19 protein-coding genes are annotated in these 24,895 nt (G+C 65.9%); 5 read left to right on the top strand and 14 right to left on the bottom strand.

Annotated elements, in window-relative coordinates:
* Positions 1–76: 76 nt before the first annotated feature.
* Both AB0366_RS04075 and AB0366_RS04070 read left to right on the top strand, forming a co-directional pair.
* On the top strand, positions 77–1,081 hold the full coding sequence (locus AB0366_RS04075; protein ID WP_366242790.1) for a DUF1839 family protein: 1,005 nt from the start codon (positions 77–79) through the stop codon (positions 1,079–1,081).
* Complete coding sequence (locus tag AB0366_RS04070) at positions 1,078–3,483, top strand: glycoside hydrolase family 2 protein (protein ID WP_366242789.1); 2,406 nt, start codon at positions 1,078–1,080, stop codon at positions 3,481–3,483. The genes AB0366_RS04075 and AB0366_RS04070 overlap by 4 nt, the downstream gene beginning before the upstream one ends.
* A gap of 58 nt (positions 3,484–3,541) precedes the next feature.
* On the opposite strand, the gene AB0366_RS04065 is transcribed toward AB0366_RS04070, so the two are convergent.
* The 12 genes from AB0366_RS04065 to AB0366_RS04010 form a co-directional block, all read right to left on the bottom strand.
* Positions 3,542–4,504, bottom strand: a complete 963-nt coding sequence (locus AB0366_RS04065; protein ID WP_366242788.1) for a glycosyltransferase family 2 protein — start codon at positions 4,502–4,504, stop codon at positions 3,542–3,544.
* Positions 4,501–5,358, bottom strand: a complete 858-nt coding sequence (locus AB0366_RS04060) for a glycosyltransferase family 2 protein (protein WP_128646749.1) — start codon at positions 5,356–5,358, stop codon at positions 4,501–4,503. The genes AB0366_RS04065 and AB0366_RS04060 overlap by 4 nt, the downstream gene beginning before the upstream one ends.
* Before the next feature lie 213 nt (positions 5,359–5,571).
* Positions 5,572–7,824, bottom strand: coding sequence for a hypothetical protein (locus AB0366_RS04055; RefSeq protein ID WP_366242787.1), 2,253 nt, complete (start codon positions 7,822–7,824; stop codon positions 5,572–5,574).
* Positions 7,805–9,091, bottom strand: a complete 1,287-nt coding sequence (locus AB0366_RS04050) for a glycosyltransferase (protein WP_366242786.1) — start codon at positions 9,089–9,091, stop codon at positions 7,805–7,807. The genes AB0366_RS04055 and AB0366_RS04050 overlap by 20 nt, the downstream gene beginning before the upstream one ends.
* A gap of 48 nt (positions 9,092–9,139) precedes the next feature.
* On the bottom strand, positions 9,140–10,126 hold the full coding sequence (locus AB0366_RS04045; RefSeq protein ID WP_366242785.1) for a glycoside hydrolase family 16 protein: 987 nt from the start codon (positions 10,124–10,126) through the stop codon (positions 9,140–9,142).
* Positions 10,123–10,818 (bottom strand): DUF998 domain-containing protein, encoded by a 696-nt coding sequence (locus AB0366_RS04040; RefSeq protein ID WP_121871039.1) that lies wholly within the window; start codon positions 10,816–10,818, stop codon positions 10,123–10,125. The genes AB0366_RS04045 and AB0366_RS04040 overlap by 4 nt, the downstream gene beginning before the upstream one ends.
* Positions 10,815–12,095, bottom strand: a complete 1,281-nt coding sequence (locus AB0366_RS04035; protein WP_366242784.1) for a hypothetical protein — start codon at positions 12,093–12,095, stop codon at positions 10,815–10,817. The genes AB0366_RS04040 and AB0366_RS04035 overlap by 4 nt, the downstream gene beginning before the upstream one ends.
* Positions 12,092–13,789 carry a lipopolysaccharide biosynthesis protein gene (locus AB0366_RS04030; RefSeq protein WP_366242783.1) on the bottom strand — a complete coding sequence of 566 codons (1,698 nt, stop codon included), beginning with the start codon at positions 13,787–13,789 and terminating at the stop codon, positions 12,092–12,094. The genes AB0366_RS04035 and AB0366_RS04030 overlap by 4 nt, the downstream gene beginning before the upstream one ends.
* A complete protein-coding gene (locus tag AB0366_RS04025) occupies positions 13,786–15,558 on the bottom strand; it encodes an alpha/beta fold hydrolase (RefSeq protein ID WP_366242782.1) in 1,773 nt (590 codons plus the stop codon). The genes AB0366_RS04030 and AB0366_RS04025 overlap by 4 nt, the downstream gene beginning before the upstream one ends.
* Before the next feature lie 41 nt (positions 15,559–15,599).
* Entirely contained in the window at positions 15,600–16,547 is a 948-nt protein-coding gene (locus AB0366_RS04020) for an amino acid--[acyl-carrier-protein] ligase (protein WP_128646741.1), read from the bottom strand.
* Positions 16,547–17,701: an acyl-CoA dehydrogenase family protein gene (locus AB0366_RS04015; protein WP_121871036.1), complete on the bottom strand. Its 1,155-nt coding sequence runs from the start codon at positions 17,699–17,701 to the stop codon at positions 16,547–16,549. Before AB0366_RS04015 ends, AB0366_RS04020 begins: the two co-directional genes overlap by 1 nt.
* 4 nt (positions 17,702–17,705) lie before the next feature.
* A complete protein-coding gene (locus AB0366_RS04010; RefSeq protein WP_032396368.1) occupies positions 17,706–17,963 on the bottom strand; it encodes an acyl carrier protein in 258 nt (85 codons plus the stop codon).
* Positions 17,964–18,231: 268 nt separating this feature from the next.
* Here AB0366_RS04010 and AB0366_RS04005 point away from each other — a divergent pair, with 268 nt between their 5' ends.
* Positions 18,232–19,653, top strand: a complete 1,422-nt coding sequence (locus AB0366_RS04005; protein ID WP_366242781.1) for a hypothetical protein — start codon at positions 18,232–18,234, stop codon at positions 19,651–19,653.
* Between the two features lie 175 nt (positions 19,654–19,828).
* Positions 19,829–21,727 (top strand): Hsp70 family protein, encoded by a 1,899-nt coding sequence (locus AB0366_RS04000; protein WP_366242780.1) that lies wholly within the window; start codon positions 19,829–19,831, stop codon positions 21,725–21,727.
* A 6-nt stretch (positions 21,728–21,733) separates the two neighbouring features.
* Here AB0366_RS04000 and AB0366_RS03995 read toward each other — a convergent pair whose 3' ends face one another.
* Positions 21,734–22,258 (bottom strand): Lrp/AsnC family transcriptional regulator, encoded by a 525-nt coding sequence (locus tag AB0366_RS03995; RefSeq protein ID WP_366242779.1) that lies wholly within the window; start codon positions 22,256–22,258, stop codon positions 21,734–21,736.
* 116 nt (positions 22,259–22,374) lie between these two features.
* Here AB0366_RS03995 and ald point away from each other — a divergent pair, with 116 nt between their 5' ends.
* The gene (gene ald, locus AB0366_RS03990) at positions 22,375–23,457 is read left to right on the top strand and encodes an alanine dehydrogenase (protein ID WP_366242778.1); all 1,083 of its coding nucleotides are present in this window, start codon (positions 22,375–22,377) and stop codon (positions 23,455–23,457) included.
* A 74-nt stretch (positions 23,458–23,531) separates the two neighbouring features.
* Here the strand turns inward: ald and AB0366_RS03985 are convergent, their stop codons facing one another.
* Positions 23,532–24,890 (bottom strand): YibE/F family protein, encoded by a 1,359-nt coding sequence (locus AB0366_RS03985; protein ID WP_366242777.1) that lies wholly within the window; start codon positions 24,888–24,890, stop codon positions 23,532–23,534.
* Positions 24,891–24,895 lie beyond the last annotated feature (5 nt).

Below are 24,895 nucleotides of genomic sequence, written 5' to 3'. Positions count from 1 at the left end.
AGGGGCCTGGATACAGGCAATACGGACAAATGCGGCTCGGGGACCGTCCGACATTCGATCCGGTAGGAGAGGCTTCATGTCGAACGATGCAGTGCTGGACAGGCTCGGGACCAGCCTACGAGTCCTCGAACTCGACCCCATCAGTTACCGGCCACACCCGATACACAATCACGACCGCATCTGGACCGAAACCAATTGCTACGTCGACCTGTGGATCGAAGTTCTGCACTCCTTCGGTGCCGATCCCACTCCTGCGCTCGCCTTCGTGCTGAGCGCGGGATGCGACGGGCGACAGTGGGACTTCGTGAAGATCGCGCCCGAGGACCTCCGCGCCCTGTACGGCATCGGCGTCGCTGAGATGAACGTGTGGCGTCCTGTACTCGAGCACGTCGTCGAAGGCCTGGAAGACGGCATCCACGTCACCGTGGAGGTCGACGGCTTCTGGCTGCCCGACACCGCGGGGACCAGTTACCGCAATCAGCACACCAAGACCACCATCGTGCCGAACCTCGTCGATCGCGAGGGCAAGGTGATGGGGTACTTCCACAATCGCGGCTACTTCGAGCTCACCGGAGCCGATTTCGACGGGATCTTCAATCTCGCTCCGGAACCGCATGCCGAGGTGTTGCTGCCGTACGTCGAGCAGATCAAAGTGGACTCCACCGTGCTCGACGCCGGTTTCGAGGATCGTGATCTCGATGTCGCTCGCGCACACCTGGCCCGCCGCGCTCCGGGCAATCCGGTCGATGCACTGGCCCGCCGCGTCATCGCCGACATCCCGCTCGTGCAGACCGCGGGTCCCGACGCATTCCACCTGTGGTCGTTCGGCCTGCTCCGCCAATTCGGTGCAACGGCAGAACTCGCGGCCAACTACGTGCACTACCTCGAAGGCAGAGGCGTGACGGGTGCCGCCGCGGCCACTCCGTATTTCCTCGACGCGGCCTCCGGTGCCAAGGCCGTTCAGTTCCGGATGGCCCGCGCCGCACGTGGCCGGGATGTGGTGCTCGACGAGCCGCTGATCGAGATGAGCAAGAACTGGACGGCGGCCATGGACATCGTTGCAGGTGCATTGGGCACGTGATCGATCTGCTCGACGGCGCTCGGTGGCGGCTGGCCCGAACCGACGCCGGTTCCGTTCTCGCCCCCGGCGACCTACCGGACGAGCTCGACTGGATCGACGCGGTGGTGCCGGGCACGGTTGCCACCGCGCTGGGGCACGCACTCGCAGTGAATCCGGACGACCACGACTGGTGGTTCGTCGCCGACGTCTCCACCGGCGGCCATCGCCGGGTGCGAGCGAGATTCGGTGGCATCGCGACCCGTGCTCAGATCTGGATCGATGGTATTCATCGCAGGACCGTGACCTCGATGTTCGTTCCCGAGACTCTCGATCTGTCGGACTGTGGTGACACCGTCACCATCGCCGTCCACATCGAATCGCTGGCAGCACATCTGAAGTCTCGACGCCCCCGCGGTCGGTGGCGATCGTCGCTGATCGCTGCCCAAGGGCTGCGACACGAGCGGACGACCATGCTCGGACGCGCACCCGTGTACGGGCCCCTTCCGGTACCCGTCGGACTTTGGCGCCCGGTGTCGATGACGGTGATCCCCGAGGTTCGTCGCGTCGCCCTGTCGACGACGGTATCCGGTACGGACGGCATCGTCGCACTGCGCGCCGACCTGGATGCTCCGGGGGTGGCTCGAATCATGATCGACGACAGGGCCTTCGAGCTCGGAACCGTCGAGCGTATCGACTCGGCGGTGACGCTGCCCGACGTCGAACTCTGGTGGCCCCACACACACGGCCGACCGCGAACGTATCGCGTCGCGCTCGAGGTGGACGGCACCCTGCATTCCATGGGCGTCGTCGGGTTTCGTACGGTGGATCTGGACCGTACGGCCGGCGGCGCAGTACTGACGGTCAACGGCGAGAGCGTCTTCTGCCGCGGAGGAACGTGGACCCCGCTGGACCCGGTGCGGTTGTGGTCGCCGGAGCCCGATCTGCGGGCGGCGCTCGAGCAGTTCCGATCGGCGGGCCTGAACATGGTGCGCGTCGTCGGCACCCTGGTGTACGAGCAGCCCGAATTCTGGTCCCTGTGCGCAGAATTGGGCATCATGGTGTGGCAGGACGTCATGTTCGGCACCATCGACCCGCCCACCGATGACACGTACACCGCAGCGGTCACCCGCGAGCTCGGCGCATTCGCAGACGCCGTCTCGGCCAACCCGGCCCTGGTTGTCGTCAGTGGCGGAAGTGAGACTCAGCAGCAACCCACGATGTTGGGGATTGCAGCCGACGATCAACGAATGGTGATGCTGGACAGCATTATTCCCGAATTCCTCGCCGATCGTGTACCCGGAGTCGCATACGTGACATCGAGCCCGTCCAGTGCTCAGGGCGAGTTGCACACGCATGTGGGCGACGGCATCGCGCACTATTTCGGGGTGGGCGGCTACCTCCGACCATTGTCCGATATCCGCACTGCCGGAGTGCGTTTCGCGGCAGAGTGCCTGGCCTTCGCAGTCCCCCCGGAACGGGCGCAGGTGGAGAAATTCTTCGGGTCCGCGGCCGTCGCCGGTCACCACCCGGACTGGAAGGCCGCGATCCCACGTGACCGCGGCTCGTCCTGGGATTTCGAGGACGTGCGAGATCACTACGTACGCCAGATCTTCGGCGTCGACCCCCACCTGATTCGGCGCGACGACGCAGAACTGTACCTCGATTACGGTAGGGCGGCGATCGTCGAAGCGTTCACCGAAGCGTTCGGCCATTGGCGTCGAGCATCCTCGGGGTGCGCCGGAGCCCTCGTGCTGACGCTACGAGACACCGTGCCCGGCGCAGGCTGGGGCATCGTCGATACCGCCGGCGTGCCCAAGGCTCCCTTCTACGCGTTGGCTCGGGCAAGCGCCCCGGTGGCACTGCTGTTGTCCGACAACGGACTCGACGGCTATTCGGTGGAGCTGGTCAACGACGGACCGGCGCGCTCGGGCACTATCCGAGTGGTGTTGCACGCTTCTCGCGGCAGCCACGAGTTCGAGCGCACGGTGAACGCCCCGGCGAACGGGTCCATCGCACTGACGGTGGATTCCATCGTCGGCACCTTCACCGACGTCAACCACGCCTACCGCTTCGGCAGTCGAACCTACTCAGCCGTCACGGCCGCGTTCCTGGACGACAGCGGCGTGGAGGTGACGCGAACCACCGCGCTCGTCGGCGCGCAGACCCGTCAGAACACGGTGGGATTGACCGCAAGTGTCACCGAAACAGGTTCTGGAACATGGGAATTGACTGTCCGGTCCGACTGGCCGGCGCAGTACGTCTGCGTCGACATCGACGGCTTCGAGGTGTCCGACTCGTGGTTCCACCTGGCACCGAACGAACCTCGTACGCTGACTCTCGTGAGCCGAGGGCCAGCCGCGCCGCGCGGCCACGTTCGAGCACTGAATTCGATCGAGCGGGCCTCGGTGGCACCGCGGCCGTGAGCAGCCTGGGTCGTGAGCAGAAATTCGTAGTGGGCTACGAAGTTTCGTGCACGTGCCGCTAGCGGCTCGTGCTGAGTTTGCCTCGGGCATAGCCGATTCCGGCCGCCCCGACACTGGCGACCACGGCCATCGCACCCCACGCGCGTGCCGGGTTGCCGCGCGCAGCGGCGCTGGTCTCCCGGCCGACTGCGCGAGGCAGGATCTTGGCGGTGTAGGCCCGCTCCGAGGACAGTGCGTCCTCGGCCCCGATCAACCGGGCGATGGCGGCCTTGGACACGCCCTCGGCGTAGCTGCGCGTGATGAGGTAGCGCGGTCGAGTGCGGTCTGCGCTGACCGTGTGATCGACGACGATCGAGGGATCGAACACGATCTGCGCGTCCGGATGCGTCTGGCGCAGTCGGATGCACAGCTCCGTCTCCTCGCAGCCGAGCGGGACGCGTCCGATCCGGCCGATGCCGGAGACGAATCCGCCGAGTGCGACGACGGGCTCACGGCGGAACGACATGTTCGCGCCCATGAGATTGCGGACCTGAGCGGTTTCCGTTGGCTGCCCGCGGTAGGTGCACCCGACGACCCAATCGAGTTCGCCGGGTTCACCCACTACCTCGGCCGGTAAGAAGGCCGGACGCTTGTCCGGCCATACCGGGTATGCAGAGCCCCCAACGGCGTACACGGCATCGTCCGAGTAATGGGACAGAATGGCTCCGAGCCACTCTGTGGTGCGCGGTGAGGCGTCGTCGTCCAAGAAGACGACGATCTCACCGGTTGCAAGATCGAGCGAGGTGTTGCGCGCTCCGGAGAGGCCGCGAGGGTGGTTGTTCTCCACCACGTTCACGGTCCGGTGCAGCGGCGAGAACTCGTCGCGTGCACGTGCGGCCAGTTGCGCATTGTGATCGATGACGATGATCAGTTCGTCGGCAGGCACATCCTGATCGAGGACGGCCGATACGGCGGCCCGGAGTTCGGACCATCGAGCCAACGTGTACGCGCAGATGACAACCGAGGAAGTCGGCAGACTCACGCCGTCTTCTCGCGGAGTTCGAGAACCTCGTTGTACGACTCCAGAGCCTCGAACTCGAGGTCCATGTCGGTACGGGCGTCGATCGACTCTCGCAACGGACGGGCGATGGACTTGCGGGCGATCTTGCGTGCCCGCATGCGCTCGGTCATCAGGGTGCGTAGCACCCGGAAGCCGTCGGAGAAGGTGCGCAGATTGCTCTGGCCGTAGATGCGGGCCAGCTCGACGCTCGGCACTTCCTCGATGCGCACGGACGCCTCGGCGAAGCGGCAGTTGATGATGGTCTCGATCTCGAAACCGTCGCCCCAGAGCATCATGCCCTCGGCACCCGGCTGATCGACGACGGGCAGGTCCAGGACCGGCACCAGATCGCGCCAGAAGGCGTTGTAGCCGTAGCAGAGATCCGAGAAGCGAGTTCCGAAGAGCGTGTTGGCCACGAGGTGCAGGCCACCGTTGCCGGCGCGGCGCAGCGGCGTGATGTCGTGGCTTCCGCCACCCTCGCAGAACCGGCTGCCCTTGGCGAAGTCGGCACCGGCGATCAAGGCGTCGACGAAGCGCGGGATCTCGGCAGCATCGGCGGAACCGTCGGCGTCGAACATGACGATGATGTCACCGGTAGCGGCCTCGAAGCCGCAGGCGAGCGCGTTGCCCTTGCCCTTGCGGGTCTGCTTGATGATGCGAATGTCACCGCGGATCTCGCGTGCCGCGTCGATGGTGCCGTCGACGGATCCACCGTCGACCAGCACGAGCTCGTAGTCGTGAGAGAGCAGGGGGAGGACGTGGCGAAGGTTCGCGGCCTCGTTGAGCGTCGGGATGACGACACTGACGCGGGGATTCTGACGATTCAACATATCCATTCCACATGGGTCGAGTGCGATGGGCAGATGTCTCCGAACTCCGTGAATCGACCCCCGCCGCATCCACAGACAGTGTCCTGACGTTCGTTCCGAAGCGTAAGAACCTGTTTCCTTTGACTGAAAGCAAGCTTAAAAGAAGCTACGAGTTTGTCAAGCCGCAAACAAACCAACTGGGAGATTGTTTGGAGATTCACGTCATAGTTTGTGACACCGTCAACGAGACTGGTACTGGTAAACGATCGTGTCGGGGTCCTGATACCGCACCGACCACGCCGAGTTGGTCGAGAGCCACTGCCGGAAACGGGCGACCTCATCGTCGGCAACGAACCCGTAGTACTGCATCGCCTCGAGCGACTGACGGGTGAGGACCATGTATGTCGGTGTGTCGCTGACCGACGCGTTGTAGTCGATCTCGCCGAGCTTCTCGGGCGTCGGGAAGCCTTCCATGTACTCGGGGCCCAGCGCGTAGAGCGGGACGTCCCAGTACTCGTTCGCCTCGGTCAAGCGTCCGTAGTCCGACGTCGACCGGGCCGGGTAGCCCGAGGAATACAGCATCGTGATCGAGGTGCCGGACGGCGACTGCGCGGCCATCGCTCGGGCGTCGTCGATCTGCTGCCGATGTTCGAGCACGATCGGCCACAGGCCGAAGTAGCTCTGCAAGCCCAGCACGGCACAGCTGATGGCACCTGCCGTGGCGACCGCAACCGAGGTCCGGGCGGTGATCCTGCGGGCCCGGGACGGACGATCCTGGGACGGCTTCCGATCGAACAGGGCCAGGAACAACGGCGTGATCAGCAGCACGCAGCCGGGAATCGCGTACAGGTACACCCGGAAGATCGCCTCACCGCCGTAGCTCTGGCCGGCGAGCAGCATGATCGAGCCGAACGCCATCACCATCGGAGCCCAGAACGTCTTCTTGGTGCGCCAGGCGTAGATCGCCGAGACGAACGCCAACACGAACACCCCGCCGGACAGTGCGCGGCAGACCAGAGACGTGATCTGTTTGCCGAGCACGCCCTCCTCCTCGACGTTGCTCGCGGCGTTCTGGACGGGGTCGAACCCCTGGAAGAGTCCGTACGGTGCCACGATCGGCAGTCGCGGATACAGGTATCCCAGCAAGATGATGCCGAGCGGAATCATCAACCACCACGGCTTGGCTCGTCGCGTCACCAGCAGTACGCCGGTGACGGCCATCAGCCAGTAGGGCGTCAGCTGGTGCGTGGGGACCAGTGCCGCGAACGGAACGATCGACACGTAGGCCGCTGACCGGGTGAGTGACGAGGACATCAACAGCGCCAGGAAGCCGACGGCGAGCAGGACGGCCCACGCCTGCGGTGAGTAGTAGTCCTGGCCCACCCAGTTGATGACCTCGGCGAGCATGGCCGCGGTGATCGCCGCGCGTTTGTCGAACTTCATGACCCGCGCCAGTCCGTAGACGGCCGCCGCGAGCACCACGTGGATCATCGGCGCGAACACGTGCGCCAGAGACAGGGTGTCGTATCCGGTGACGTGTTGGAACCAGGCCGAGACGAGGAAGAAACTGGGCCACTCGCTGTAGATGTCGACGCCGCTCGGAGCCAGCCGGTTCAGATCGAGCACGAACTCGGTGACGGCGACGTGCTTGTAGGTCCAGTCGTAGATCGGAGCGGAGGTGACGAGGGTGACGGTGAATCGCTGCACCACGATGGCCAGGCCGATGGCGACCAGCATGGTGCGCAACTGGTGACGCCGCAACGCGATCAGGAACGCCGCCATGATCAGAACCATGCACAGCACCAATCCTGGGCCGGTTCCGGCGGTCAACAGTCCGAACTGCGAGTACGTCGCGCGCTCCAGACCCGGCAACAGCGGCAGCCACAGGAAGAACGCCAACGCCAGAATCAAGCCGGCAACGTTGCGTCGCAGCGTCTCTCGGTCGGTCAGCACGAACTTCAACGAGGCCAGGGCGGACGTTCGCGACGACGGAGAGACGACCTCACGTGCGCGCGATATCCACACCGGCAGATCAGGACGGCCGTGCTTGCGGTACCAGAGCACCGACGACCCGATCAGGGCCACACACAGCCACAACGTCCACATCCGGGGCGACCAGCGGTATCCCCACATCGCCACCGACACCATCAGTGTCACCACCGAGATGCTCAGAATCGGCAGGGCAGCAGGAACCGCGGTGCGTGGGATGCGCACCCACGACAGGATGGCAGCGCCGGGTCCGAAGAACAGCAGGACCGTGAGCAGCACGACGCGAACCAGCGTCGGCAGCGCGATCATCGAGGCCAGGCCGGACAGTGCGGCGAGAACGCTGATGTCGGAGTAGCGCAATCGGCTACCCGCGCGCCGCCGCGTGCCTGCAGCGGAGTCGGTGGTGCCGACGGGCCAGTCGACGGTCCAGTCGGACGGGACGAACAGCTTGTGCCGGAGATCCGCGATGGACCGGTATCCGGAATCAGTCGAGGACAGGTTCACGGCTCACCCCCGCCAGAGGAGTGCGCTCGCGACCTTCGCGCCTGCTGCGCCGGATGGCCGCAGGGCCCTTGGCGATGGACAGCAATTCCATCCGGCCGATGCCGTCGGGCAGGTCGGCGGCGAGATCGTCGGGAGGGGAGGCGACCTTGCTCATCTTGGCGGACAACCGAATCGCACTGCCGAGTCGGCGGACGGCCACCGTGGCGGCCAGCGTCGCCGACCTGCGGTCGGTGGCGACGGTGTACAGCCACGCGCCGAGTCCGAGCCCGTACCCGCGCGCCTGCACCGCCAACGCCTCGGAGTCGGCGCGGTGGCGGTGCCACACGATGGCCGCAGGCTCGTACACCAGCTTGTCGCCGGCCATCAGAACCCGGAAGAACATGTCGAGGTCCTCACCGCCGTTGGTCGGGGATCCCACCCCCAGTGCCTCGTCGAAGCCGCCCAGATCGAACATCCGTCCGCGGTCGACCGCGAAATTGGCTCCGGTTCCGTACATCCCGACCTGGAACGGAAACAGCGGAACGTCGGCCGGTGGTTTCTTCAGGTCGTAGACCCGAGGCGTCACCGAACTCGCCCACCCGACGCGGCGATCGAAGTACGCCTGCGCCTGAGTCCTGATCTCCCCACTCGGCACGATGCCGGACACACACGTCACCCGATCGGCCCGCCCGAAGCCGCGCGCGATGCTCCGCAACCACCTGGCGTCGACGGCGACGTCGTCGTCGGTGAAGGCGACGATGTCGTGCCGCGCTGCCCGTAACCCGGTGTTCCTGGCCCTCGACAGACCCGCCGTCGGCTCGGACACGACGCGCACGCGGGGGTCGCCCAGCCCGCGAACGTACCGTTGCGTGGCATCGGTCGGGGACGCGTTGTCGACGACGACCACCTCGAAGTCGGGGTAGTCCAGAGCGGACACCGACGCAAGCGCTCCCTTCAGATGGTCGACTCGGTCGCGAGTGCAGATCACCACGGTGATCGGCGGCAGTGCCCGATCGGTGTCGGGCAGCGCGTCGGGCATCGGAACCTGCGCGAGCGACATGGCCGCCGCGCGTACATCGGCTGACGCCACCGCTCCGTCGACGACATCGAGCTCGACGAAGCCGAGCGGGTCGAGTCCGCGTCGGATCAACAGCCGGGCACGGCGGTAACCGTCGGAATCGTCGAGGTCGAGAGACTCCGGCAGATCCAGCTCCAGGTCGATGTCACCGATCCACACGGCACCGTCCCACTCGGGAGACTGGAGTCTGGGGAGTGCGGGAGGTAACACGGGGAGGGTCCTTTCGGGGTTACACGTACGGGCAGGTACAGCGGAGTCTCAGTCGGCGCGATACCGCACCCAGTCGACCGTCATGGTCGCCGGGAACGGCGTGGAGTTGTCGGTGGGACCGGGCCAGTCGCCGGCAACGGCGACGTTGAACAGCAGGAAGAACGGCTTGTCGAAGACCCAGTAGTCGTCGCCGCCGATCAGGTCGTCCGGAGTGACGGTGGCCAAGGTGGTGCCGTCGATGCCGGTGGTCACGCGCCCCGGTGAGCGTTCGACCCAGTAGGTGTGGAAGTTCTCGGACAGCGGCTCCGGGGGAATCCCGCCCGCGTCCACCTTCTGGCTCGTCAACGAATCGGGCTGGGGGGCATGAATTCCGGTGTGGTACTGATCGGCCTGGTTCAGCGTCTCCATGATGTCGATCTCGCCGGACAGCGGCCAGCCGACGGAGTCCAGGTCGGTACCGAGCATCCAGAACGCCGGATGCAGTCCGGCTCCGGCGGGCATCTTGATCCGAGCTTCGATGCGGCCGTAGGTGAACTCGAACTTGTCCTTGGTGGTCACTCGGGCCGAGGTGTATCCGTCACCGTTGCGCATGGCCTTGATGACCATGTTGCCCTCGCCGTCGAGAGACGAGTTCTCGGTCGAATCGGTGTAGTCCTGCTTCTCGTTGTTGCCCCAGCCGGTCCGGCCGACATCGTGACTCCAACGGTCGTTCGCCACCGCGTCGCCCGCCGTGCCCGAGAAGTCGTCGTAGACGGTGAATCCGGGCTTGGCGGCTGCCGTGTTGGACGCCGACGTCGTCGACCTCGCGTCGACGGTGCCCTGCGCGGTGGAGTCGGGATCGATGTCGGCTCCGTCCGAGCGGTGAGAAAGCCCGTACACGGTGCCGGCGACGACCAGACCCAGCACGACGAGGAACGCCAGAACGGAAGGCCAGCGCCGTCGTGGAGGCTCGACGATGAGTCCGGTTCCGGGAAGCCGCGAAACCTCGACGGTCCCCGCTCCGGACTCTCGGCTGGACGCGGAGTGACGACTCACGCGGTCTCGTCGACGTTCTTCGGCACTCGCGTCGCGTTGAACTGCGAGACCGACAGTACGACTATGCCCACGAGCAGTGCATAGGTGGCGATGCGTTCCATGGTGCCGATGCCGAGACCGAACTCGTGACCGCTCATGTAGGCGAAGTATCCGGCCAGGCCGACGGCACCGAGTGTGGTCACCACGATGCGGATGGGGCGTCGCAGACTCCGGTGCCCGCCGGCGATGACGAGGCCGAAGTTGCCGAAGACGAAGAACGCGGTGGCACCGAACGAATGGATCGGGTAGTTGACGCCCTGGTTGATCACGCCGGCGGTGATGGCACCCGCGCCTGCGACGAGGAAGAACGACGCAGCCCTACCGTCGATCCGGCGGACGATGTACCAGGATCCGCCCACCGCCGCGATCGCCACACCGAACAGCACCATCGAGGCGTTGAGCAGGACGTAGAGCTGGCTGCACGGCCAGTTGCCGGTTGGCCCACAGAAGGGAACGCCGAGCTCGCTGATGTAGTTGTTCCGGTAGCTGTAGAGCCCGCGCCACGTGGCCGAGACGATGTACTCGACGAGGACGAACTGCACCACCGACAACCCGGCCCAACGAGCGACATGGGCGACGAAACCCGATCGCACCGGTGCAGACGTCGTGGGCGCGATGGAACTCGAAGTGGGACGCTTCGCTTCGGTGGTCATGCAGTCTTCTCCTGAGGGGCCAGCAATGTGAGGGGGTTCGCTGCTACGAGATCGAGTGCGGCTTGCACGGTGTGACTGTCGAAAACATTGTCGTGGAACGACGCCGAGACGAACACGACCGAACCGATGGTCTCCATCGTGATCATCACCGACTCCGGTTGGCCCGGATCGGCGATCACGAAGAAGGCGCGGTCGGCCGGCTCGGCAACCCAGGAGACCTGCTCGAGCTGCCTGACTCTACCGAGATCGGAGTACATGAGCTGGATCTTCGGTTCCATTGGGACCTTGTCGCCGAACACCCCGGAGACGGCTTTGTGTTCACGCTTGTACTTGATGGTGCTGATCGTCGCCGATGCAATCGGACGACCCTTGGCGATGGCACCGGACAGTGCCCCGTGCACCTCCCCGGCCGAGGTGGGATCGAGGTCGGAGAACCGGATTCCGGCAGCGAAGTTGCCGAGCACGACCGTCGACGGCGGAAGATAGCGGCGGCAATCGAAGAGAAACGCTGCGGACCGATCGAGCGAAAACGACGTGCGCGCGAACGCCGCGGCCACGGCCGCGCACATCACCGAGCTGACGCTCGCGCCCGGCAGGTGGGTTTCCCGCCACCGCCGGATCGCATCGGTGGTACCCGACTGCGTCACCGCGGTGGCCACCGCAGCGGACGGAGCCCACGGCCGAAATGCCGTCGTCGACGCGGTGTCGGGTGCGGTGGCCATGGTCTTGGATTCGGGGTTCGTGCCGGGACGGACGCGGTCGTAGATCGTGTCGACGACTTTCCTGGGATTGCGAACGACCCAGCGCAGCAGTGCTTTTCGAAGAGGATGACCGTCGACGGGACTGTCTGCCCACGCCGGAAGCGGGGCGTCGGGACGTGCGTCGGCCAAATACGCGAACAGGTCGACCGGTAACAGCGCGTCGCCGAGACCGTGATTGAGATCGAGGAACAGGTAGCGACCGGCCAGACGAATACGAAGAGGAATTCCAGGCACGGACGCGTGCGAGAACTCGGTGAGCTCCTTGGTCAACTGCTCGTGGCCGACGGCGGTTCCCTCGGCGATGTGCTCGACTACCCGCTCCGGCTCGTAGACCCAGCCCACCGAAGACTGGTCGGCGCGCAGGCCCAGCCGCGTGGCAGGACCGATCGAGGCCAGTGCGAGCACCCGGCTCTGCACCCGTGCGAGATCGCCGAAGTCCGCGGGTCCCAGCACGGTCACGATGCGCGAATCGGACCGAAGCATGTCCAACGAACTGGCGCGATAGGTCTGAGTCATGGTGCCGTCCTGTGTTGGGCGTGGACCGGAATACGACGCGGTGACGGTTCGTCGAGCTGCGGTGGACCGTCCTGTGGGTCGCGGCGAGGCTCGTCACGGTGTCGGGGTTGGGCGTGTCGGGGTTCGCCGCGGCGAGGCTCTCGATGACGCGATCGCGGTGGACGGGCGTCGCTGTCGTCGATCGGCCGGCGGGGGCCGGGGGAGCCCGACGGGCCCTGGTCGTCACCGGACTCACCGTTGCTGCCTGCGGACAGCTCACGAATCCACCGCACGAGCGGCACGATCAGGACGACGGCACCGAACGCCTCGGCCGCGAGGTAAGCCCAGCCGACGGCCGCGATGCCCATCGACGACGACAACGCCACCGAGCCGCCGATGATGATCGAGGTGGCCACCACCTGCACGATCACGGCGAGTCGCATGCGTCGACGGACGCGAGCCAAACCGTCGTACAGGGAACCGACGACGGAGAGCGGGATGGTCAGCGCGGCCAGCTGCACGATGATGGTGCCCTGATCGCGATAGCCCTGGCCGATCAATCCGAGACCGAACGGCGCAACGAACGCCAGGAAGATCGACCCACCCACCGCGACGATGCACACGAGGCTCATGAACCGCTTCGTCAGGCGGTGGAACTGTTCGGGGTGGGCGGCGACCTCGGCGACGTACGGTCCGATCAGCACGCTGATCAGAATGTACAGAGCGCTGACGATCGACCAGGTGAGCGAGAAGTAGGCGTTCTGCTCGGCACCGAGGGTGGCGACGACGATCATCGGCACGAGCAGCGGAGCGAGGGATCCCAGCGCGGTGATGCCGTATGCCGAGCCGAAGTAGGCCCACATCTCGCGCCTGGGCGGCAGGTCCGGCTTGCCGGCGTACCGCTGTTCGGTGCGGACGTTCTTCATGATCGCGCGCAGGACGAAGATCGACGCCACGATTGCGGGGACTGCCCAGGCCGAGATGATCGAGGTACTGCGCTCGGTCGAGAACAGCGCCAACAGCAACACGAACTTGAGGACGGCGTGGAAGACGTTCTTGGCGGCCGCCCAGCGTGCGACGCCCAGGCCGGACGAGGTCTGATCCTGCAGCGCGAACACCGCGAGCACCGCGACGAAGAACGGGAACGACACGATTTCAGCGGTGTTGGTGAACATCTCGTCCACCGGCGCAACAAGCAGGAAGCCGCCGCCGAGCACGAACGCGAACGCAGTGACAGTGAGGTAGCCGCGCACGATGAACGACATAGCCAACCGGCCCGAGATCGGGAGGAATCGCTCGTACATCGAACCGAGGCTCAGATTGGACAGCGTCGAGAGCATCACCGCGGAGGTGATGACCGCCGACGCGCTGCCCACCTCGGCCACGGGATAGAGCCGACCGGCCGCAGCCCAGAACAGCAGGCCGAGTGCGCCGGTGATGGCCGTCGAGAGCATCAGGGCCATCGAGTTGAGCGCGAGGTTACGATCGGAGGCCTTCGAACCCGGTCCGGTCTCGGGTGCCGGTCGTTCGACGACGTCGGCGACCGGAGAAACGTCGACCGAGTGCACGGGATCGTGCCGCGGCACGGTCGGCACCGGCATCGTCGGGCTGTTCATCAGACCCAGGTCGAACCGAGCCGGTTCGACCGGATACCACCGAAGCTGTTCGAGCTGTTCGTGCTTGGGCGGCAGGATCCGGGGAGCGCGGTGCTTCACAATCGAACCTTCCCCACCGGCACGGGAGGCGACGGTGCGGCGATCTCGATATCGAAGGCAGCGGAGGCGGCCATCACCAGCTCGGCTCGCACGTTCTCTCGGAGATCGCGACCGTAGAGCGAGTGATCACCGGACGCGAAGGAGGTGACGGTCGGTACGGACGATCGGCGCTGGAGCCGGCGCATTCCCTCCGGGCCCCGATTGGTCTCGAACCAGGCGGTATCGCTGGGGGAGAGCAGAACTCGCGTCTGCACCCGACGGTCGCTGAGAATGCGCAGCGAGATCTCGGGAACCTGGATCAAGCCGCGTCGCCCTAGCCAGATCCACAGCGCGTACGGAATCCGCGGCTGCAGTGCATTCTTGGTCCGCACACCCCAGTGGTGCAGACGGTCGAGTGCGCGGGCCTTCAGCCCGGTTTCCTCGATGTGCATCGAGGAACGCTTGACGAATTCGAGACGACGAGTGGTCCAGTCCAGGGTGTTGAGCAGCACTGCAGCGCGAACCCCCAGTTCCCGGGCTGCGAAGCTGGAATACCACGAGCCGGAGCACATTCCGGCCACCAGGACGTTGTCCGGGGTGGTCCCCGACTGCTGGACGGCGGTGAGGGCGTCCTCGTTGCCCTCGTCGCTGTAGAGCCGGGTCAACTCCCCATCGCCGACGCTGCCGCTTTCGCCGGTACCGCGCCGATCGAAGCGCACCGTGGAGACCCCGAACCGGGGCAGGAGCCGGGCCAGTTCCACCCACATGCGCACCGGGCCGACGCGATGCTCGTTGGCGGTGGGGTACAGCACCACGGTCGGTCCGCCTGCCCGGCATCGATCCGAGGTTGACCGAATCGCGAAAAGCTGCTGCGCGCCGAGGTATTCGATGTTCTCGTGGATTCCGTCGACCACGAACGCCGAGCGACGCTGCAGCTCGATTTCGCTCGAGGGCTCGACGGGGAACTTCGATGCCGTCCACGTCGCGAGGTATGCGATGTCGGCCGTCGGGATGATGACCTCGAAGTCACTCGGCTCGAGGAAGTCGTCGTGAGCGGTCAACGTGTGCTCCTGAGCCGAGAGTGTCTCGACGAGCTTGCGAACCGGCTTCGTATCGCCTCGCTCGGCGCGCGTGGCGACCAGCACCGGCGCGTCGGTTGTCGTCTTCGCGGCGTCGAGCGCGGAGAAGTCCGCAGCCGAATCGGGATGCAGCACAGCGCCGATGATCGACACCCTGGGATCGGTGTCGGAGTCGGTGGTGACGCTCACCGAATACAGCGCGCGCTGCTCGTGCAGATACGACCGTCCTTTGACGACCGGATCCCACAGCGTCATCGCGGTGAGCGGCCCGCACTCGGCGGCGACCGAACACGCCAGCAAGGCACCGACGCGCAGACCGACGAGGCCGACCTCGCTCACCCCGCAACCGCGAACATAGTCGACGGCCTCGACGATGCTCCGCCGCCAGTGTTCGACCGCGCCGGGCCGATCCTGATCACCCCACGAATCGCCGGTGCCGCGGTAGTCGAACCGCAGCACCAGAAGTCCCTGCGCACTGAGCTTCTGCGCGAGCAGGGTCATGCCGCGATACGAATCGACCTGCTCCTTGCCGAGCGGCGGGCACAGGACGACACCGCCGCGCGCCCGACCGCCGGACGGCACATGGACGGTGCCGAACAGCGGCGCGTCGGACGGGCCGAACCACGTCGGGTACTTGCCGCCCGCCGTACGCGAAGAGGACTCGGCGGGAACTGAGCCGATGCGCCGGGGAGCGGTGCGGGAACTGTTCACAGATTTGGTCCTTCGTGTACACGCGGGTGAAGCGGTATCGATCAGTTGCGCAGTGCGGCAGGCCAGCTCGATCGATCGAGACCGTGGGTGCGGAGCATCGCCAGTGCGATGCGTTCCATGCCGAACCCGACGCATGCGCTGTGGGCGGGTTCGCCGTCGACGGTCTCGATGCCGAAGGTGTGCCCGAAGTGATCACGGTGGCAGTTGCACGAGACGACCGCGGTGCCCTCGTCGAGATCTCCGTAGAGCTTGACGACCAGTTCGGTCTTGAGGTTCTCGTTGCGCTGGTTCGCCGCGAGCATGCGTCCGGCGCGACCGAAGAAGGGGTCGTTGGCGATGACCGCCTCGGCTTCCAGTCCCAGATCTGCCAGTACCTGCAGACCGCGCGGTACCCAGCGTTCGCGGTGCGCGATCGCATCGTCGGGGGTGCCCACTCGAACGAACTCGTGCATCCGAAATGCCTGCATCCGAGCCGGATCCACCGCGGGCTCGTGCCGGAAGCAGTAGCCGTAGATGTCCATCAGCGTGCCCTCTTCGGGCAGTGTGCCGGTGAGCATCGAGTAGGACGGATGGCACGCAGCCGAGACCAGCATGGTGCCCGCGGACTGGAGGAAGTGATCCCAGTCCTTACCGTCGGAGCGCTCGGCCAACAACGCCGCGTGTTCTTTGTTGTCGCCCTCGAACGTGTTGATGGCACCGGTGAGGTTGGGGAACGACGCGATGTAGTCGGTGCGCTCGAACGCTTCCCGGGGGAAGACCGGAGCGAACCGGAACCTGGTGGCCTGACGACCGTGTTCGGCAACCCCGGCCTCGGTGACTCGGGCGTCGACGAACTCGATGATGTCCTCGAATTCGCCACTGCGCCCGTACAATCCGGGAATAGAGCTGGGTACCAGCAGGCCGGCGTCGATGAGCTCGGCGCGGAATGCTGCTCGGGCGGAGTCGAGTTCGCTGATCTCTGTCTCCGGTGCGGAGTGCGTAGTAGTCATCACTTGCCCTTGTAGACGAGGGAGAGCTGGGCGTTGTGCCCCAGAATGCGTTCGTTGCTGACCATGATCGCGGACCCGTGCGCATCACGAAGATGACGGCCGATGCTCATCTCGCCGCCCTGTCGGTAGCCGGAGATGCCACAGATCTGCAGTGCCCTGCCGACGATGTCGATGACGAGCGTCGACGCGGTGACCTTGACGTTGTTGATCTTGAGCGCGAAACCGATGGCTCCGAGCTCGGCGGGGCTGTCGGCGACCGCCTCGAACTTGGCTGCGGCACCGAACACCGTGTCCACCAACTGCTCGTGCACCACCATCAGCTCCGCGAGACGCAGCGCGCTCGGCGGCGGCGTTCCCGGAGTCTTGCGTGCGGCCTTCTGTACCGACTTGCGGGCCTTGGTGACCGCCGCGTCGGCGATGCCGAGCCACGCAGATCCCCACAGCACGTGCGCCACCGGAAGCATGGTCTGAGCGGAGATGTCGCCGTAGTTGTCGCCCAGGATGTTCGACGTCGTCGTGCGCGCGTCCAGCATGAAGCCCGGGCTGCAGGTGCCACGGAAGCCGAGGGTGTCCCAGGTTCCGGTCTTGACCAGCGTCACGTCGGGCTTCTCGCACACCACGAGCACCTGATCGCTCGGCGGGCTGTCGACGCTGCGCCGCGCCGTCGCCAACACGATCTGTGCGTACTCGCCGTAGGAGATGACCGGTGCGTTCTTGCTGAGCGTGATCTGCTCGCCGTCGTACTCGACCGCGCAACTGCTCGAGCGGACGTCGCCGCCGATGTTGATCTCGGTGGTGGCGGACGCCACCAGTATGCGATCGGTCACGATGCGACGCTGCAGGTCGGCCATGGCGTCGGACTTGCCGTGACGGACGATGCTGAGCACCTGCGACTGGTGCATCACGAAGATCATCGCCGTCGATGCGCACTCGGCACCGAGGGCACGCGAGATCCGGGCTATGTCGGTCAGTGTTGCCCCGCCGCCGCCGAACTCCCGCGGAATTCCGACCCCGAGCAGGCCGGCGTCGCGCAGCGCATCCACCGATTCGGTGGGAAAACGGGCATCGCGGTCGACCTCGTCGGCGTAGGTCCGCAGTACGGCCAGCACGTCGGTGATCGACTGGTCGATCGAGCTCTCGTAGACGGTGGTCATGGCCTCAGTCCGTCAGCTGGGCGATGGCCGCGGCGATCGCGTTGATGCTGCCGAACGTCGACTTCTGCAGCATGGTGTCGGGGAATTCGACGTCGAACTCGTCCTCGAGCGCGATCATCACGTTGACGCTGGCGTGCGAGGTGAGGCCGCTGTCGTAGAGATCGGCAGCTTCGTCGATGCCCTCCACGGGGACCGGCAGCTTTCCGAACTTCTCCAGAACGGTTCGCACTCGAACCACGTCGTGAGCATTGAGCGTCTGCATCGAAACCTCCACCGATCGCGTTAACCACGAGACCGGACGGCCTCGTCGTCGACTCAGGGTCGGCTGGCTGTGCGCCTTTTCGACCCAAAGTCTCCCCAGACCCTCTTAAACAATATCGTAGATTGTTTAGTAGCGTTACCGGGATGCCCGCATCGGGCATCTCGACCGCCGTACACTTCGAGTGGAGCGGGGGCTCGTACGGGCGCCGGATCGGGCGTCGAAACACAATCTGCGAAGGACTGTCTGGTCGATGGGTGGAGTCTGCGGGGTGTCAGTGGGTACCGGTGCCGTGCGCATCGCGTACATCGCCGACGGCCGCCGCGTCGAGGACTCCATCGACGCAGAGGGCGCACACGACCTGCTGCCCGGCAAGCTCGTCGACCTCGGGCCCTTCGAGGACATAGTTCTCGCCGGATGGGACACCGCAGCGGTGACGGCGCTGCTGGAGACCCTCGGCGACGGCACCGTGCCGAAGGCTCGCATGGTCGAGGAGTCCCGCGCCCTGCTCGCCTACGCCCGCACCGTTCCGGAACTGGCCGACAAGGACTACGTCCTGGTCGTGGACCTGGGCAAGAAGGGCCTCTCGGCCACTGCACTCGATGTTGCCGGCGAGTACGTCGAGTGGACCGCGCGCACCGTCGACATCAGCGGCGACCGCTTCGACGAAGTGGTCCGAGGCATCGTGATGGCGAAGGGGATTCTGCCGGCTCCGGTCGGACCCGAGGGCGATCAGGAGTACCAGGCCTTCTTCCGTGAGCTCAAGGAGCTGGTGAGCTCGTCGGTGGGCGTCAGGGCACCCAACCGCGGCCCGATGTTGCTCAGCCGAAAGGAATTCGAGCGAGAGATCACCCCGCTCGTCTCCGACGCTTTGGACTGGGCCTCCAAGGAGGCTCCCGATGCAGTACTGCTGATCGGCGGCGGTGCAGGCATCCCCGCAGTGCGCACCATCATCGAAGACAAGTGGAACGTTCCCGTCCATGTGCCCGACGCACCTGCGATGGCCATCGCCAAAGGCGCTGCCCTCGACGAGAGACCCACCGAAGCCGCCCTCGACCTCGATGTGGGAATCATCACCGTCCCGGACGACGCGTCGGAACTGCTCGATGCACCCGAGATACTCGCCGCTCCCGACACACTCGATGCACCGGAGACAACCGGCCTCGACACCGTCGAGGACTGGATGGTCGACGACCTGACCGTCGACCAACTCGCGACCGAGGATCTGACGATCCCGTCGACCACCTTCGAGACCGACCTCGTCGAACCCGCGCTGCTGCAGCCCGAGGTGCTCGAACCCCAGGCGCTCGAACCCGCGGTCCTCGAGCCTCAGGTACCCGAGCCCGGCGTCGTCGCCGAGCCGGTTCGCCGCGGCCCGCGCACCTGGTCGATTCGTGATGCTTCCGTACTCGCCGCCGTGAGTCTGCTGGTTGTTGCCGTGGTGGGACTGGTGTTCACCCGGGGAAACACGCCGCCACCCACTCCGCTGATCGACCAGCAGATCCCCTTCGATTCCACGTTCGCCGCGGCGCTTTCTGCCGCCGCGGGTCCGGCCGACGCGGCCGTTCCGGATCCCGCCGAGTTGCCCGTCCTGGGGCCCGTTCGATTGTCCGACGCAGACCTGTACGAGCGTGTGTTCAGCTACGACGGCGAGTTGTACCAACCGGTCGTCGATTCGGAACTGCCGGAATAGACCGGAGGTCCGGTTCGCGCGGGCCGGCTAGGGAGCGGGACCGGTTCCCTCACGCCCGGGTGCGCCCACCTCCGGGGCGCGCTCCCCGCCGATTCGGCCGAGGCGGTAGCCTGGCGCTCTGGACGAGCTGAATCGCGTCCGAAGACTTTTGCCGATCGAAGTGAGGCCGAACACCGTGACTGTGCTGCTTGGGGTGTCCATGGGGACCCGAGCCGTGCGCACGGCGCAGCCCCGAGCCGAGCAGTTCGGGGCACCCGCCTCCGACCCTTCCGGCCTGGTCACCGACATCGACCGGCCTCTGTTCTTCCGCAACGAACTCATCGACAGCGTCGGCGGAGACCTTCCGCATCTGGCCGCCGAATCGATCGGTGCCGCAGCCGAAACCGAGCCCGAACTCGCCACCGGCGTCGCCTATCGTGACCCCCGTCAGGCCGACGCCCTGCGCGCTGCCCTCACCGGTGCGCATCTGCACAACTATCACCTGGTCCACGAGGTGGAAGCTGTCGTCGAGTACCTGGCAGCGACGGGCGAAGCCCGCAACTGCAGTTCGGTCGCCCTGTTCGACCTCGGCAGTTCCGGACTGACCGTCAGCGTCGTGGACCTGGTGCAGCGCACTGTCATCGCCTCGCAGCGATCCGGCGAGTACAGCGGAGATCTGCTCGACGCGTACGTCCGCAACAATCAGCTCCAGCGCCTCGACAAGAACCCGACCGATCCCGACATGCCGCTGTTCGAGAAGCGCTGCCGAATCGCCAAGGAACGCCTGTCCACTCAGGACGCGGTGTGTCTGCCGGATGCGAGCGGCATGATCCTGCTCTCCCGTGAGAACTTCGAGCTGCTCATCACCGACCTACTCGACGAGGCCATCGAGTTCGCGCGTGAGGTGATGATCGGGGCCAACGTTCCGATCGACGCCGTCGTACTGATCGGCGGCGGCGCACGCATGCCTATCGTGCAGAAACGCGTCGGGCCGCTGCTCGAACTGCCGTCGATCGTGCCGACCGAGCCCGAGACCGTTGCCGCACGTGGAGCGGCACTGACTGCGCGACCGCATTCGCGCACGCGAACCGGAACACGACGAGCACCGGACGCCGGCGGGCCGGCGGAGTCCGCTGCGTCGATCGCATCCACGTCGCAGGTTCGCTCGGAACCCGTGTCGCCTCCGGTACCGCTTCCGCTGCCTGCGCCGGTCCGACCGGTTCCGGCTCGCACGGAATCTCAGCACGCCGCCCCGCCCGTACCTGTCCAGGCTCCTGCGGTAGCGCGACCTGTGCCCGCCCGTCCCTGGATCGCGGCGGCACCGATCAGCGAGGGCTCGAAGGCTCAGGACACGGTTGCCGAGCCCACCGGCACGGCGGGAGAGTTCGCTTCCTCGAGATTCACCGACTCATCCGACTCCGGTGCAGTCGATTCGGTTCCGGAGACGTCACCGGTAGTGGAAGATGTTCTCGACGACCACGTGCAGGGGGTGCGGGTCGACGGGGAGGTCGTTGCGTTGAGCGCGAACACGGGGGATTCGTCTGCCGAGAGTTCTGCTGCCCGGTCCGAGGCAGCCGACGACGGCAAGCCCGTTCCGTTCCAGCTGAAGAACGTCTACTGGCTCGACGCCGATTACGACGACGACGACGGCGAGGACGATCGCACCCGGGCCCGGCGCAAGCTTCGCACCGGAGGTGTTCTCGCGCTCGGTCTTGCGTTGGTGGTCGGCCTTTCCGCGTTCATGCTCACCCAACAGAACACACCGCAGGTGGTCGACACCTCGGTCAGTCGCAGCCAGACCGAAGCTCCTGCTGTCACCACCACGGTGGCTCCCACACCGGTGATACCCGCTCCTGTCCTGCCGCCGCCCGCGCCTGCACCGACCACGACCGTCGAACCGACCACGGTGCCGCCGGAGACCGAGGTCTACCAGGAGCCATGGACGCCGGAGCCGACTACGGCCACGGCCGAGCCTGCTCCGCCGCCGCCCGTCGAGACCGTTCCTCCGACGACGCAGCAGCCGCCTCCGCTGATCCCGGGTTTCCCGGACTTCACGTTGCCGGTGTTCCCGCCGGTTGCTCCTCCCGCTCCCTGATCGAACTCACTTGTCCGCGTGTGTGTTTCGCGGTCGGATGTGCTCGAAGATGAGGATGGTCTCGGTGGCGGCCACGGCAGGGTCGGCGCTGAGATTCTCGACGACGAAGTCACGAAGGGTGGCGGTGTCGACGGTCGCCACATGCACCAGGAAGTCGTCCGCACCGGCAATGAAGTAGATGTTCAGCGTCTCCTTCCGCGATGCGATCTTCGATCCGAATTCGCTGATGCGCCGTCGAGCATCCGCTTGCAGCCGAACCGAGATCATGGCCTGGATGCCCTGTCCGAGAGCCTCGGGATCTATCTCGGCGTGAAAGCCGCGGATGACGCCACGTTCGACGAGGGCACGAACTCGGGCCAGCGCGGTGGATGGAGCTACACCGGCCGCGGCAGCGAGTGCGTTGTTGGGTGTTCGGGCGTCGCGGCGGAGCTCGTCGAGCAGGATGTGGTCGATTCGGTCCAGTGGGATCGGCCGAACATCGTTCGGCTGGGACCCTTTGCTACCCGTCTCGAACGAACTATTGCTCACCATTTTCGGAGTGTACAGAATTATATTCACTTCCGTTGCGGCTATTTCGTAGATAATTCATAGTTGGCCTACACGGATGGAGCCCCGGCTTCACGCCACCCACTACCGAGGAGGCCGCCATGAAGATCGGAATTCCACGCGAGATCAAGAACCACGAATACCGGGTGGCCATCACCCCGGCGGGCGTGCACGAACTGGTCTCGCGAGGACACGAAGTGATCATCGAAACCGAGGCAGGGTCCGGATCGTCGTTCACCGACACCGACTACAAAGCCGCAGGCGCACAGATCCTCACCGATGTCGACGAGGTCTGGGAGTCGGCCGACCTCCTGCTCAAGGTCAAAGAACCTATCGCCGAGGAGTATTCGCGGCTACGCAAGGGGCAGGTGCTGTTCACCTACCTGCATCTCGCCGCATCCAAGGAATGCACCGATGCGCTGCTGGAGTCGGGCACCACAGCCATTGCATACGAAACCGTCACTGCCGCAGACGGTTCGCTTCCGCTGCTCGCTCCGATGAGCGAAGTTGCCGGACGCCTCGCCCCGCAGGCCGGTGCCTACCACCTGATGTCGAGTGAAGGCGGCCGCGGAGTTCTGATGGGCGGAGTACCCGGAGTGCGCCCCGCCAATGTTGTGGTGATCGGAGCCGGCGTCTCCGGAAGGAACGCCACCGCAATAGCTTTCGGCATGCACGCCGACGTCACCGTGCTCGATCTCGACGTGAAGGCGCTACGCGCCATCGACGATCAGTACCGCGGGGCTGTCAAGACGCTGGTATCGAACGCCTACGAGCTCGAACAGGCCGTTCTCGCAGCGGATCTCGTCATCGGCGCAGTGCTGGTGCCCGGTGCCAAGGCACCGAAGCTGGTGTCCAACAGCTTGGTTCAGCGCATGAAGCCGGGTTCGGTTCTGGTCGACATCGCCATCGATCAGGGCGGCTGCTTCGAGGATTCGCACGCCACCACCCATGCCGATCCCACGTACAAGGTGCACGAGTCGGTGTTCTACTGCGTCGCCAACATGCCCGGTGCCGTTCCGCGCACCTCCACCTACGCGCTCACCAACGCGACCCTGCCGTACGTCGTCGCACTCGCCGACAAGGGTTGGGAAGCCGCATGCGAGGCGGACTCGGGTCTCAAAGCCGGCCTGAGCACGCACAACGGTGCCCTGCTCTCGGAGACCGTCGCGGCTGCATTCGCCTGAGGAGCGGCTGCGCCGCACGTGCATAGAAACTCGTAGCAGGGGTCGAGTTTCCGCTCACGTGCGGCGAAGCTGCTCTAAGCGCTGTGGCGGCCGGAGCGCCGGGTTCTGCGGGTGGCTACCGCGGCCCGGCGCTCTGCTCGGTTAGAGGTTCCTGTGACGTTGATCGGACGTGCGAGCAGTACGGCGATGGCCGTGGTCAGCGGAACCGACAACGCCAGCGCCACACCGCCCACCGCGGAGCGGACGATCTCGATCGCCACCGAATCGCCGGTGAGCACGTCCTGGATGGACCGGTCGGCGACGCTGAAGAGCAGCAGCAGCGGCAGCGCGCCACCGGCGTAGGCGAGCACGAGCGTGTAGACCGTGCTGGCGATGTGGTCACGCCCCACCCGCATCGTGGCGGTGAAAATCTCCCGTCGCGATGCCGTCTCGTCCACCGAGGCGAGCTCGAAGGCCGCCGACGCCTGAGTGATCGTCACGTCGTTGAGCACTCCGAGCGAGCCGATGATGAAGCCGGCCAACAGCAGACCGGTGACGCTGACGTTGCCGATGTACGTCTGCACGGCGGTGTTCTGTTCCTCGGACAACCCGGTCAGGTGGGTCATGCGGATGGCGACGTAGGACAGCACCGCCGCCACCGCCATCGAGGTGAGAGTGCCCAACAGCGCCGAGCTGGTGCGCAGATTCACCCCGTGAGCCAGATACAGCACGGCGTAGAGGATGATCGCTCCGGCGACGAGGGCGACCGGAATGGCGGGTGCACCGTCGAGCAGGGCGGGCAGCATGAATACCACCAGCACGGCGAACGCGATGAGCAGGCCCACCAGTGCGCGGAATCCCCGCCAGCGGGCGACGACACAGATGACCACGGCGAACACACCGACGATCAGTGCCAGCGGCAGCCCGCGGGAGTAGTCGTTGAAGGAGTAGCGGACCCCACCGGCGGGGTCGGTCTGCACAACCAGCCGGATGTCCTCGCCTGCGCTCAAAGTCGGTTGGCCGGGCCCCGGCGCGATCTCGAGTACCGTCCGCTTGCCTGCGTCCTCACCGGTGGTGATATCCACGATGCTGCGCTGACATTCGTACGAGTCGTTGACCGCAGGCGTCGGGTCGCCGGTGAACGCTCGGCCTGCGTCGGGACTGCCGCAGGGCCCGATGCTCTGCGAGGTGATGGTGCCGGCCTCGGTGGACACCGCACCTCCGCCGGAGGTCTGGAACGGCAGCGGGATATCGATGCTCTGCTGGCTGGGCCACAGAGCGATGGCACCGCCGATCACGGCGATCGCAATGGCAACCAAGAGTCCGACGACGACCTTGGCCGCTACCGGCCCCAACGGCACCGGTGTGTCGCTGTGGCCGTGCCCGTGACCATGCCCCACATGAGATCCGAGGCTCGGCTTGTTGCCGTCGGGAGGATTGCCGTGTGATTCCACGGTGC

The organism is Rhodococcus sp. NPDC076796 (genome assembly GCF_040702765.1).
Classification (GTDB): domain Bacteria; phylum Actinomycetota; class Actinomycetes; order Mycobacteriales; family Mycobacteriaceae; genus Rhodococcoides.
Note: the sequence above shows the minus strand (reverse complement) of the source record. Positions and strands in the feature narration are given on the sequence as shown.